A 13,467-nucleotide genomic window follows, 5' to 3' on the forward strand; every position below is an offset into this window, starting at 1 on the left:
CATTTACAACCAAGCGTGGCGTTTGGCCTCGTAGGCAGTAATATTGTCATCCAGTGTTAGCGTTTGGCCAATCATGTCTAACCCCAACAGCAGGTTATGTTTGTGCTGTGGGTCGATTTCAAAGCTGTGTGTAACACCGGCACAACTTACCGTCTGGCTTTGCAAATCGATGCGAATCTGCACACTTGGGTCATTACCAACAGCCGCAAATAATTGGTCCATCGCTGTGTTATCCAGTGCAATGGGGAGCAATTGGTTGTTGATCGCATTGCCATAAAAAATATCGGCAAAAGACGTCGCAATAACTACTTTGAACCCATAATCAAGTAACGCCCAAGGCGCGTGCTCGCGACTTGAGCCACAGCCAAAGTTTTCCCGTGTGAGTAATACCGAAGCGTGTTTGTGTTGCGGGAAATTCATTACAAACTCTGGGTTTAATACCTGCTCGTGTTGGTCCAGATAGCGCCAATCGTGAAACAAATGCTTACCATAACCCTCGCGTGATACGCCGGTGAGAAATTGTTTTGGGATGATTTGATCGGTGTCGACGTTGGCTTGATCCAATGGGCACGCCGCACCAGTGTGGTGTTGAAATCCTGCATCACTCATTAGTGATTTCCTCCATCAAATTCTCGAACATCAGCAAATTTGCCGCGCAACGCCGCGGCTGCGGCCATGGCTGGACTGACTAAGTGTGTGCGAGCACCTCGCCCTTGACGCCCTTCAAAGTTGCGATTACTCGTTGAAGCACAGCGATCACCGGGTTTAAGGACGTCATCGTTCATACCCAAACACATAGAGCAGCCGGGCAGTCGCCATTCAAAGCCTGCCTCGATAAAGACTTGATCCAGACACTCAGCTTCCGCCTGTTGTTTGACGGCTACCGAACCGGGGACAACAATTGCAGTTACACCGTCGGCGACTTTGCCTTGTTTGGCAATGGTTGCCGCAGCTCGTAAGTCTTCGATTCGACTGTTAGTGCAGGAGCCGATAAAGACGTGCGATATCACTGTATCTGTAAGCTTTTCACCGGCGGCGAGCCCCATGTAAGCAAGTGCTTTGCGCGCTGATTCGCGTGCGACATCATCGGCGGCACTGTCTGGTGTTGGAATAGGTGCATTAACGCTCACTACTTGCCCAGGATTGGTACCCCAAGTAACTTGTGGTTCGATATCTTGAGCGGCAAGGGTTACGACGGTATCAAATACTGCATCAGCGTCACTGTGCAGGCTTTGCCAGTGTATTCTTGCACGTTCGAAAAGCTCACCCTTAGGCGCAAATTCTTTATCAGCTAGATAGTCAAACGTGGTTTGATCCGGTGCAATCAGACCCGCCTTGGCCCCTGCTTCAATGCTCATATTACAGATGGTCATGCGCTCTTCCATACTCAAGTTGGCGATGGCACTGCCGGCGTATTCAATCACATGACCGGTTGCGCCGGCATGACCAATTTTACCAATAATCGCCAAGATAATGTCTTTGGCAGTGACCCCCAGCGGTAATTCTCCATCCACCTTGATTAGCATCGTTTTGGCGCGATTTTGTTTGAGCGTTTGCGTCGCAAGTACGTGTTCAACTTGTGATGTGCCAATACCAAAGGCCAGTGCGCCAAAGGCACCGTGCGTGGCCGTATGCGAGTCACCACATACAACAGTCATACCGGGCTGAATCAACCCCAATTCAGGCCCCATGACATGTACAATCCCTTGTTTTTGGTGGCCCACAGGGTAAAGCGTAATGTCGTGTTCGGCACAGTTCTGCGCCAATGTCTGTAATTGGCGTTGATTTTCAGGCCCGCAAGCGTCAATTGCCAACGAACGGGTTGATATTGAGTGGTCCATCGTCCCGAAAGTTAAATCCGGGCGTCTGACTTTGCGCCCTTTAACAGCCAAGCCCGCAAAGGCTTGCGGGGAAGTCACTTCGTGAATTAAATGACGATCGATGTACAGCAAGACTTCGTTTTGCTGTTGATGAACAACGTGAGCATCCCAAATTTTTTCAAATAATGTGCGACCCATAGAAACTTACTCCGCCGCTAAAATGCGTTGAACAATAGCATCGCCGACTTGTGCCGTCGTTGCCGCTTTGTGTCGGTTTGCTGTATCGAGTAACTCGCCCGTTAAAACACCATCGGCAAGCGTTTGAACAACGGCTGCGTCAATTGCGTCAGCCGCCGCGGCTTGGCCTAAGCTAAACCGTAGCATCATTGACGCCGAGAGTATTTGCGCGACTGGATTCGCAATACCTTGGCCAGCGATATCGGGTGCAGAACCCCCGGCCGGTTCGTAGAGACCAAAACCCTCGCCATTCATACTGGCTGAGGCTAACAAACCCATGGAGCCAGTTAACATGGCGCATTCGTCGCTGATGATGTCACCAAACAGGTTCGAGCATAACATGACATCGAATTGTGCAGGATCTTTGATCAGCTGCATGGTGGCGTTATCAATGTAGATATGTTCGAGCTCGACATCCGGGTATTCCTGTGCAACCTCTTCGGTAACTTCGCGCCATAATCGCGAACAAACCAGCACATTGGCTTTATCAACTGAAGAAACCTTCTTGCGTCGGTATTGCGCCGCTTTAAATGCGCTGTGGGCAATTCGTCGGATTTCCGCTTGGGTATACCGCATCGTATCGAAAGCAACGGTATCTTCACCTTCGCCCTCTCTGCCTTTGGGTTGCCCGAAGTAAATACCACTAGTCAGTTCTCGCACTACCAACACATCGACACCACTGGCAGCAATATCCGCGCGCAGTGGTGATAAGGCCTCTAAACCGGGATAAATTTTAGCTGGCCGTAGGTTGCTGAATAAATCAAAATGACTGCGCAAGGTTAGCAGTGCGGCGCGCTCGGGGCGCTGTTCAAGAGGTAATGTGTCCCACTTGGGACCGCCTATAGACCCAAATAAGATGGCATCTGACTGCTCACAGCCCAACAAAGTAGTTGCTGGCAGTGCTTCACCGTGATTGTCGATGGCATAGCCGCCAACCGGATAGGCATTGCGTTTAATACTAATCCCAAAGCGCTGTTCTACAGCGTTTAACACTTTTTCCGCTTCGGCCATCACCTCTGGCCCAATCCCGTCGCCCGCTAAAACGGCAATTGTGTATTCGCTCATTTATACGCCCTTAATTTTCACTTGTTGTTTTTGTTCGTCGATTTGATCGGCGAGATAAGTATTATTTAAAACGTGGATCAAAGCTTTCACCCCGGATTCTACAATGTCAGTTGCCAGGCCAATCCCGTGGAATCGGCGCTGATTGTATTCAGCAACCACACTTACTTGTGCCAGTGCGTCTGCGCCTTCGCCCTTCGAGTCAAGTTTAAAGTCGACGATCTCCACTTGGTCGTGCCCCAACACTTTGATGATTGCGTTAAACGCAGCATCCACAGGGCCATTCCCGGTGGCTGACTCCGTCACAGGTTCGCCACCAACATTTAGCGTAACCGTTGCACTGGGAATAATGTTCCGTCCAGCATTGGCGTGCAAATACTCTAGCTCGTACTGTGCGTGCTCTTGTCGCTGCTGGTCAAAAAACAGCAATGCTTCCAAATCGTAGTCAAACACCTGGCCTTTCTTGTCAGCTAACCGCAAGAATGAAGCGTAGAGAGTATCCAAGTCGTAGTCGCTATCTTGATAGCCAAGCTCATGTAAGCGGTGTTTGATGACGTGACGCCCCGAACGTGACGTCATATTTAATGTGTTCTTGTTCAAGCCAACACTTTCAGGGGTCATAATTTCATAGGTGTTTTGCGCTTTGAGAACACCGTCTTGGTGAATGCCTGAAGAGTGGCTAAACGCGTTGGCGCCAACAATGGCTTTGTTAGCTTGAACCGGCATATTGCAGAGTTGACTGACCAATCGTGAGGCACGGGTGATTTCCTGGGTATCAATATTTGTATCAAGGCCCAAAAGCGCGTAGCGTGTTTTCAACGCCATAACAATTTCTTCGAGTGAACAATTCCCGGCACGCTCACCGATACCGTTGATGGTGCATTCGACTTGACGAGCACCGTGTTCAACAGCACTCAGTGAGTTGGCAACAGCAAGACCCAAATCATTGTGACAATGTACAGAGATTGTCGCCTTGTCGATATTCGGTACACGGTTAAATAGGGTTTGAATGATCCCGCCAAACTCGCTGGGAATCGTATAGCCAACCGTATCAGGGATATTCACCGTGGTTGCCCCAGCTGTAATTGCTGACTCAACCATTCGGCACAAATAATCAATGTGAGTGCGTCCGGCGTCTTCACAGGAAAACTCCACATCATTGGTATACTGCTTGGCGTGTTTGATCGCGGCAACCGCCATCTCAACGACATCGTCTTGGGATTTGCGTAGTTTGGCATTGACGTGAATATCTGACGTAGCGATAAAGGTATGAATGCGGAAGCGCTCTGCCACTTGCAATGCCTGACCGCAAGCATCGATGTCAGCCGCTACAGCGCGACTCAAACCACACGGGATCGAGGTTTTAAGCTGCTGTGCAATTTGTTGCACTGAGGCGAAATCACCCGGTGAACTGACCGGAAAGCCGGCTTCAATAATGTCTACACCGAGTCGTTCAAGCGTCAGGGCAATCTGCAGTTTCTCGCGAGCACTTAGGCTAGCGGGTAGTGCTTGTTCACCATCGCGTAAGGTGGTATCAAAAATTTTGACCTGACTCATGACGTGCCATTCCTCCGTTTATGCATAAAAAAACCCGTGCGGTGCACGGGTTTTTCAGTTTGCGTTATAGTTGCAACCTACCCGTGCAGTCTTGCTGCCATCAGAATCAGTAGGAGTACAGTTGTAATTTTTTGCATCACGTTTTTTGATAACGTTCTCTGTTTGCTTGGTTAGCACTTTACAAACATAACGCTACGTAGGCAACCATTGTTTACAATGCTGAATATAACGAATAGTTATAAGTCTAATTTGTGCAACCTGAGTAAGATCTAAATGAATTGCGGTTTACCTGAATAGGTAAAGGTCTTCCAGTCAATTAAGGTACTAAGCAGTAATTCGCGCAGGGTTAAGGTGCGCGGTGCGAGTTTACCTTTGTGGTTCCAGCAATGACCGCTACAGGCGGCTGTCATAGTTTTTTTATTAGGGAACACCAAGCGCAAGTCGGTGACATCAAGTGTCTGTTGATGCGCTGAATCGTCAACATAGCTGCCATCGAATGAAAACCAGCCAAATCGATTGAGATGCAGCGTTTCATTTTCGGTTTGAATGCGGTCAACGCAGTCTAGCTCGAGGTGTTGATGATCGTAATTGGTCACGCTAACACACACCGGTAAGCCAATCGTCGCTTTACCTGAAAACCAGGTGTGATTTTGCTCATTTTCAACACTGTTAGCTGGGCACTTCGCCGCTTGACGGAATCGCCAACTGCCGTTGTGAGCATCCACCTCTAGAGGGGTAGGGTTGGCAACGAGGTATTCAGCAGCTCGCTTTACGTGATGGGAAAGACCACCCAATCGGCGGCGCATCAACGATACTTGCCCAGGACCTTGGGCAGCTAAAGTCATTAACTCGCGCTCATACAACGCATTGCAAACATCTGCAAACAATGGTTGTTCACTGATCTGAGCAAAAATATCGGATTGAGGCTGTTCTGGTTCTGACATTAGCGGCCGCAATAGCGGTGTTACGTACGGATCGTGATAGCCTGCCTGAGTAGCAGGCTATCATCAAGGTTTTAATGCAGATTATTGACCTTTTATTTCGCTGCGACCCTTATATGGCGCTTTTTCAGCCAACATCTCTTCAATGCGAAGCAGTTGATTGTATTTAGCTACGCGATCTGAGCGACACAGTGAACCTGTTTTAATCTGGCCGGCCGCAGTACCTACTGCAAGGTCGGCAATAGTGGCGTCCTCAGTTTCACCGCTGCGGTGTGAAATAACAGCAGTATAACCGGCAAGCTTGGCCATTTTGATCGCATCAAGTGTTTCACTTAAAGAACCAATTTGGTTGAACTTGATAAGAATACTGTTACCCACGCCGTTGTCGATGCCGCGTTTTAAGATCTTGGTATTAGTCACGAATAAGTCATCGCCGACCAACTGTACAGAGTTACCGATTTTCTTCGTCAAGCTGCTCCAACCATCCCAATCACTTTCGTCAAGGCCATCTTCAATTGATACGATTGGATAGCGCTTAGATAAATCGGCAAGGTAATCACCAAAAGCTTCTGAATCAAAGGTTTTGCCTTCGCCCGATAAGTCGTATACACCGTCTTTGTAGAATTCTGATGCTGCACAGTCAAGTGCCAAAGTTACGTCTTTATCCATCGCGTAACCGGCATTTTCGACCGCTTCAACGATTACCGCTAAGGCTTCTTCGTTGGACGCAAGGTTTGGTGCAAAGCCGCCTTCATCGCCAACTGCCGTATTCAATCCTTTGCCGTTGAGTACTTTCTTCAACGAGTGGAAAATTTCAGCACCCATACGCAATGCTTCGGCGAACGATTTCGCGCCAACTGGCTGAACCATGAATTCTTGAATATCAACGTTGTTGTCAGCGTGCTCACCACCATTGATGATGTTCATCATCGGAACCGGCATTGAATATTCACCTGCAGTGCCATTCAGTACTGCGATATGCTCGAACAATGGAATATTTAAGTCATTGGCTTGTGCTTTGGCTACCGCTAGAGAGACAGCCAAAATCGCATTAGCACCTAGTACCTCTTTGTTCTCTGTGCCGTCTAATTCGATCATTGCGTTGTCTATTGCACGTTGATCGGCTGCATCCATACCAATAAGAACGGAAGTGATTTTATCATTGATCGCGCTGACCGCTTTAGTTACGCCTTTACCTAAGTAACGGTTCTTGTCACCGTCACGTAATTCCAATGCTTCGCGAGAGCCTGTTGAGGCACCTGAAGGTGCTGCAGCGCGACCCATCGCACCGCTACTCAAATAGACATCAGCTTCAACCGTTGGATTGCCGCGTGAGTCCAAAATTTCACGCCCGATAATACGACTAATGGTTGCCATGCTGAATTTCTCCTAGTTAGTTTTTTTGTTGAATTCACCCGCAGCTGCGATGAATCCGGTAAATAGTGGGTGTCCGTCACGCGGTGTTGAGGTGAATTCGGGGTGGAACTGACCGGCAACGAACCACGGATGATCCGGAATTTCGATCACTTCTACAAGTCGTTTATCGGTGGACAAACCACTGACAACGAGGCCCGCTTGCTCAATTTTCTCGCGCAGGTTGTTGTTGACTTCGTAGCGGTGGCGGTGGCGCTCGTGAATTTCTTCACTGCCGTACATTTGTTCGACTTTACTGCCTTTGATTAAATGGCAAAGTTGGCTACCGAGGCGCATTGTGCCGCCAAGATCAGAACTGCCGTCGCGGATTTCTTTTTGACCAGCGGCATCAAGCCACTCTGTGATCAAGCCTACGACCGGGTATGGGGTCTCTGGATCGAACTCAGTGCTATTGGCATTTTCCATACCGGCGACGTTGCGCGCGAATTCGATAAGCGCAACTTGCATTCCCAAACAGATACCGAGGTAAGGCACTTTGTTTTCACGCGCGTATTTAGCCGCCATGATTTTGCCTTCAATACCCCGTTCACCAAAACCACCAGGTACTAATATTGCGTCGAGGCCGGCAAGTACTTGTTCACCTTTGCTTTCCACATCTTGCGAATCGATGTATTTGATATTGACCGACAGGCGATTTTTCAACCCTGCGTGGTTAAGCGCCTCATTGACTGATTTGTAGGCATCCGGTAGTTCAACATATTTACCGACCATACCAATAGTGACTTCACCAGTAGGGTTAGATTCTGCGTACAAAACTTGTTCCCATTCGGTTAAGTCAGCTTCCGGGCAATCAAGTCCAAAACGATCCACGACCAAACTATCCATACCTTGGGCCTTAAGCGCCGCAGGGATGCGATAAATACTGTCTACATCTTTTAATGAGATAACGGCTTTGTCGACAACGTTAGTAAACAAAGCAATTTTAGAACGCTCATTGGCTGGCAATGCACTGACTGAACGACAAACCAGAATGTCCGGTTGAATACCAATCGACCGTAACTCTTTCACCGAGTGTTGGGTTGGTTTGGTTTTTACTTCACCTGACGCTGGCATGTAAGGCACCAACGTTAGGTGCATATACATTGCGCGTTCACGACCAATTTCAGTGCCTAATTGACGAATAGCTTCTAGAAACGGTTGTGATTCGATATCACCTACTGTTCCACCAATTTCTACAATGGCTACATCACTGCCTTCAGCACCCATCACTACGCGACGTTTTATTTCGTTAGTAATATGCGGAATAACCTGAATAGTTGCACCGAGGTAATCACCTCGACGCTCGCGCTTAATCACTTCTTCATATACGCGACCGGTAGTGAAGTTGTTGCGCTTGGTCATACGGGTGCGAATAAAACGCTCGTAATGGCCTAAGTCCAAATCAGTTTCCGCGCCGTCGTCGGTAACAAATACTTCACCGTGCTGGATCGGACTCATGGTTCCGGGGTCTACGTTAATGTATGGATCTAGCTTCAACATTGTGACGTTAAGGCCACGAGCTTCCAAAATTGCGGCTAATGAGGCAGCAGCAATGCCTTTTCCAAGCGATGATACTACACCACCCGTGACGAAAATATAATGTGTCATGCGAAACCTAAGGCTTTGAGATTGAACTGGCTATTGCCGGCAGAAGCGTTTTTAAGCGACGTTAAACTTCAACTGCTGGACGGCGCAATAGTATACGTTGAAAGCCACAGATACACAATCGTAAGATGTTGGCTTGGCGGAGAAATTATTTCTTCGCCAGTTGCTTTAGTTTATATAACTCCGCCAGTGCTTGACGCGGGGTCAATTCGTCCGGGTCAAGTGCGCTAATGGCTTCGGCAAGTGGATCTTGTTCAGATAAGAGCGACAACTGGGGTTCGATTTCGGTACTGGTTGACTGACTTGGGGGTTGCGGCGTAGCGTGACTTTCCAAGCTGGCCAATTTGCGTTTTGCCGCAGCGATGACCTCTCGCGGTAAACCCGCAAGTTGCGCAACGTGTAAACCATAACTTTGGCTGGCAGCCCCTTCTGCAACATTGTGCATAAAGCGTATGGTGTCATTGTGTTCCACAGCGGTTACGTGAACGTTAATCACATTGTCGAATAGTTCGTTGAGCTGAGTGAGTTCGAAATAATGCGTGGCGAAAAGCGTTAGGGCCTTAATTTTATCGGCTAACTGAGCAGCGCTGGCCCAGGCGAGAGACAGCCCGTCGAAGGTACTTGTACCGCGACCAATTTCATCCATTAACACCAAACTGCGCGCAGTGGCATTATGCAGAATATTGGCGGTTTCGGTCATCTCTACCATAAAGGTTGAACGCCCAGAGGCTAAATCGTCTGATGCACCAATACGGGTGAAGATCCGGTCAATATCACCGATACAGGCATTCTCCGCAGGCACGTAAGAGCCAATATATGCCATTAACACAATTAATGCAGTTTGCCGCATATAGGTACTTTTACCGCCCATGTTGGGCCCAGTTATCACTAACATACGACGTGACTTATCTAAGCTCAGAGGGTTACTGATAAACGGCTCTTGCAACACTTGTTCGACGACTGGGTGGCGACCATTGTCGTAGTGGATACTCGCATCGTTCGCCCACTGCGGACGATGATAATCCAAGGTGACCGCGCGCTCCGCCAAGCAGTGCAATACATCCAGTTGAGCAATCGCTTGGGCACACTGTATTAACGCTTTGAGGTCCGGTAACAAGCGATCAAACAGCGCCTCATATAAGCGCTTTTCTAATGCTAGCGCCCGACTTTGGCTGGTCAGCACTTTGTCTTCGTGCTCTTTAAGTTCAGGAATAATATAGCGCTCGTTGTTTTTGAGTGTTTGGCGGCGGATGTATTCAGCGGGTACCATAGCGCTTGAGGCTTTACCTATTTCGATGTAAAAACCATGCACTTTGTTGTAGCCCACTTTTAGTGAGCTAATACCCGTGCGATCCTTCTCCCTTGCTTCCAGCTGCGCCAAGTATTGTGTCGCACCATCAGATAGGTCACGCAGTTCATCGAGTTCCGCGCTGTAACCTGGTGCAATTACACCACCGTCGCGAAGTACTACAGGAGGATTGTCGACGATAGCTTCTGACAACCATTGAGCATGCGCATCGAAACCACTACAAGCGCTGTTAATCGCACTGATGCGTTTATCAACGTCAACCCCTTTATCACTGGCCGCGGATATTAAGTCCGGTAGGGTCAGTAAGGCATCGCGCAAGCGCGCAAAATCTCGCGGACGAGCGGAGCGTAGCGCCAAACGCGAAATGATTCGCTCAATATCGCCAATACGACGCAATAGATCGCGCAGTTCAAGCTCGTGCTCAATCAAGTAACCGATAGCGTCTTGGCGCGCAATCAATTCTTTGCGCTCGGTAGTTGGATGGTGTAACCAGCGCTGCAGAAGTCTGCTGCCCATTGCCGTCGCAGTGGTGTCGAGCGCGGCTAGCAAGGTGTGCTCTTGGCCACCGCTTAAGTTCTGGCTAATTTCTAAATTGCGGCGGGTTGCCGCATCGAGTTGGATCCAAGACTCGGGGTTATCCAGTAGTAGCGCTTGTATATGCGGTAGCGCACTGCGTTGCGTATCTTTAACGTATTGTAAGACGCAACCAGCTGCGCCAATAGCGGGGTGCTTGGGTTTAATTCCAAAACCGAGTAAATCTTTGGTACCGAACTGTTGGCAGAGCTGCGTCGATGCGGTTTGCGCATCATATTCCCAAACAGGCCGTCTGCGAGCGCCGCGCATGTCGGCTACAATCGCATGATACTCAAAGTGCTCAGGATATAATATTTCTGCTGGAGAAAGGCGTTCTAAATCGGCCTTGAAGGCGGATTCGTCAGCAGACTGGCACAGGGTAAAGCGACCTGTGCTGAGGTCAAGCGCAGCAATACCAAAAAGGTTGTTAACCCAACAAACGGCAACGAGTAGGTTTTCACGATTTTCCTCTAACAAGGCCTCATCGGTCAGTGTTCCGGGGGTCACGATCCGCTGTACTTTGCGCTCAACCGGCCCTTTACTGGTCGCAGGGTCGCCGACTTGCTCGCATATCGCAACGGATTCCCCCATCTTAACTAAACGCGCCAAATAACCTTCTACGGCATGATACGGGACTCCAGCCATTGGAATGGGATCGCCGCCAGATTTGCCGCGCGCGGTAAGAGAAATATCGAGTAGTTCAGCGGCCTTTTTCGCATCGTCAAAGAATAACTCATAAAAATCACCCATCCGATAAAACAACAGTGTATCGGGATGTTCCGCTTTGATGGTTAAATACTGCTGCATCATTGGCGTGTGGCCTGGAAATGATTGCGCTTGAGTTACGGCTTTGTTCGACGGCATACTAAGGCTTATCTTTTCTGTGTTATTGGTCTAGTTTGTCGATGGAAATCAATCTATCTGCGCCAGTACAATTACGTGCTGATCCTCAAGAAGCTGATTTATTTCAACTGGCGGAACAACTCGGGTCACTATTATTAGCCCGAAGTTGGCGCGTCTCTTGTGCAGAATCATGCACTGGCGGAGGCATAGCTTACGCGATTACGAGCGTGGCTGGAAGCTCTGCGTGGTTTGATAAAAGTTGGGTTACCTACGCAAATGAAGCCAAACAGAACGAAATCAATGTTGATGAGGATGTTTTGCAAAACTTCGGTGCGGTTAGTGCACAAACGGCTGAGCAAATGGTCACTGGAGTAAAAGTAAACAGCGGTGCGCAAGTAGCCGTTAGCGTTACCGGGATCGCGGGGCCGGGGGGCGGCAGTGCAGAGAAGCCAGTGGGCTTGGTCTGGTTTGGTTTTGATGTAAATGGCACACAGCAAGTGGTATCTCAACAGTTTCTTGGCGACCGCGGGCAGGTGCGTCGCCAAGCTATCGCCTTTGCTCTGGCAAATCTGATCGAACAGCTAGTTGCCTAAGTACAATTGAATCATTCATAATCCACAAAAAACAGTTGTAACTGTATAACTATACAGTATACTAGCCAGCAGTTACTTAAAGTCTAATTAAAGAGGATCGCCTTCGTGGACGACAATAAATCTCGCGCACTCAGTGCCGCTCTAGGTCAAATCGAAAAACAATTTGGTAAAGGTGCAATCATGCGCCTTGGTGATAACCAAGCCATGGACATTGAGGCGATTTCAACCGGCTCATTGAGTATCGATATCGCCCTAGGTATCGGTGGTTTACCTTGTGGTCGAGTAGTCGAGATTTACGGTCCGGAGTCTTCGGGTAAAACAACACTAACACTACAAGTGATTGCTGAAGCGCAGAAAATGGGTAAAACCTGTGCGTTCGTCGATGCGGAACACGCTCTCGACCCTGTGTATGCCGAAAAGCTTGGCGTGAGCATCGATGACTTATTGGTGTCGCAGCCGGACACCGGTGAACAAGCGCTTGAAATCTGCGATATGTTAGTCCGCTCTGGGGCTGTAGATGTGGTTATTGTTGACTCCGTAGCAGCACTTACGCCAAAGGCTGAAATTGAAGGTGATATGGGGGATTCACACGTAGGTCTGCAAGCGCGTTTGATGTCTCAAGCGTTGCGTAAACTAACGGCTAACATAAAGCGTTCGAATACCTTGTGTATCTTTATCAACCAAATCCGGATGAAGATTGGTGTGATGTTTGGTAATCCTGAGACTACAACGGGTGGTAATGCACTGAAGTTTTACTCTTCTGTTCGTCTTGATATTCGCCGTATCGGAGCGATCAAAGATGGTGACGAAGTGGTGGGTAATGAAACTCGGGTCAAAGTGGTTAAGAATAAAGTAGCGCCACCGTTTAAACAGGCCGAATTCCAAATTCTGTATGGCCAAGGTATTTCTAAAGAAGCCGAGTTAATCGACTTGGGCGTTAAGCAGAAAATGGTCGAAAAAGCAGGGGCTTGGTATAGCTATAACGGCAATCGTATCGGCCAAGGTAAAGCGAATGTAGTTAAGTTCTTGAAGGATAACCCTGATATTTCAAATGAGCTAGAAGGGCGTATTCGCAGTGAATTGTTGTTGTCTAAAACACTGACAGAAGAAGCGTTACCAACTGAAGAATAATACTTCAGTGATTAATTAAAAAAAACCGCGCTTAAAGCGCGGTTTTTTTATTGCTCGGCAAGGAATAACTAAACCTTGGCATTAACGCCGGGTATCGGGGTATGCCAGTTCTCGGGAGTTTTCCCCTGTAGCACGTATGAAAATGCAATCAATTCCGCAATCACATAATAAAGTTGTTCTGGAATTTCTTGACCGAGATCCAGTGTCCCAAGAAATTCTGACAAGTGTTGATCCTCGTGAATAAGTACACCGTGTTGCTGCGCAACAGAAATAATTTCTTCAGCCAAGTCTCCAAAACCCTTAGCAGTAACCTCGGGTGCCGAGCCCTGTTTTTCACTGTACTTTAGGCCAATGGCGCGTTTGGTTTTCTTTTTAGTCATAGT

At 48.5% G+C, this 13,467-nt stretch carries 11 protein-coding genes; 2 read left to right on the plus strand and 9 right to left on the minus strand.

The window, feature by feature from the left end:
• Positions 1 to 3 precede the first annotated feature (3 nt).
• From leuD to mutS, 8 genes are all read right to left on the minus strand, one after another.
• Positions 4 to 609: a 3-isopropylmalate dehydratase small subunit gene (gene leuD / locus QTP81_RS15180; RefSeq protein WP_289366646.1), complete on the minus strand. Its 606-nt coding sequence runs from the start codon at positions 607 to 609 to the stop codon at positions 4 to 6.
• The gene (gene leuC, locus QTP81_RS15185; RefSeq protein WP_289366647.1) at positions 609 to 2,018 is read right to left on the minus strand and encodes a 3-isopropylmalate dehydratase large subunit; all 1,410 of its coding nucleotides are present in this window, start codon (positions 2,016 to 2,018) and stop codon (positions 609 to 611) included. The genes leuD and leuC overlap by 1 nt, the downstream gene beginning before the upstream one ends.
• A 6-nt stretch (positions 2,019 to 2,024) precedes the next feature.
• Entirely contained in the window at positions 2,025 to 3,122 is a 1,098-nt protein-coding gene (gene leuB, locus QTP81_RS15190; protein WP_289366648.1) for a 3-isopropylmalate dehydrogenase, read from the minus strand.
• Positions 3,123 to 4,676, minus strand: coding sequence for a 2-isopropylmalate synthase (gene leuA, locus QTP81_RS15195; RefSeq protein ID WP_289366649.1), 1,554 nt, complete (start codon positions 4,674 to 4,676; stop codon positions 3,123 to 3,125).
• Between the two features lie 269 nt (positions 4,677 to 4,945).
• Positions 4,946 to 5,620 (minus strand): hypothetical protein, encoded by a 675-nt coding sequence (locus tag QTP81_RS15200; RefSeq protein WP_289366650.1) that lies wholly within the window; start codon positions 5,618 to 5,620, stop codon positions 4,946 to 4,948.
• An 81-nt stretch (positions 5,621 to 5,701) separates the two neighbouring features.
• Positions 5,702 to 6,994, minus strand: coding sequence for a phosphopyruvate hydratase (gene eno / locus QTP81_RS15205; RefSeq protein WP_289366651.1), 1,293 nt, complete (start codon positions 6,992 to 6,994; stop codon positions 5,702 to 5,704).
• Between the two features lie 12 nt (positions 6,995 to 7,006).
• Positions 7,007 to 8,638, minus strand: coding sequence for a CTP synthase (pyrG, locus tag QTP81_RS15210; RefSeq protein ID WP_289366652.1), 1,632 nt, complete (start codon positions 8,636 to 8,638; stop codon positions 7,007 to 7,009).
• Between the two features lie 145 nt (positions 8,639 to 8,783).
• The gene (gene mutS, locus QTP81_RS15215) at positions 8,784 to 11,381 is read right to left on the minus strand and encodes a DNA mismatch repair protein MutS (protein WP_289366653.1); all 2,598 of its coding nucleotides are present in this window, start codon (positions 11,379 to 11,381) and stop codon (positions 8,784 to 8,786) included.
• Between the two features lie 41 nt (positions 11,382 to 11,422).
• On the opposite strand from mutS, the gene QTP81_RS15220 reads away from it, so the two are divergent.
• Both QTP81_RS15220 and recA read left to right on the plus strand, forming a co-directional pair.
• Positions 11,423 to 11,953 (plus strand): CinA family protein, encoded by a 531-nt coding sequence (locus QTP81_RS15220; RefSeq protein WP_289366654.1) that lies wholly within the window; start codon positions 11,423 to 11,425, stop codon positions 11,951 to 11,953.
• Between the two features lie 105 nt (positions 11,954 to 12,058).
• Positions 12,059 to 13,084 carry a recombinase RecA gene (gene recA / locus QTP81_RS15225; protein ID WP_289366656.1) on the plus strand — a complete coding sequence of 342 codons (1,026 nt, stop codon included), beginning with the start codon at positions 12,059 to 12,061 and terminating at the stop codon, positions 13,082 to 13,084.
• 68 nt (positions 13,085 to 13,152) lie between these two features.
• On the opposite strand, the gene QTP81_RS15230 is transcribed toward recA, so the two are convergent.
• Entirely contained in the window at positions 13,153 to 13,464 is a 312-nt protein-coding gene (locus QTP81_RS15230) for an EscU/YscU/HrcU family type III secretion system export apparatus switch protein (protein ID WP_289366657.1), read from the minus strand.
• Positions 13,465 to 13,467: the final 3 nt, after the last annotated feature.

Origin of the sequence: Neoalteromonas arenosi (assembly GCF_030362855.1) — a bacterium.
GTDB lineage: Bacteria > Pseudomonadota > Gammaproteobacteria > Enterobacterales > Alteromonadaceae > Alteromonas_E > Alteromonas_E arenosi.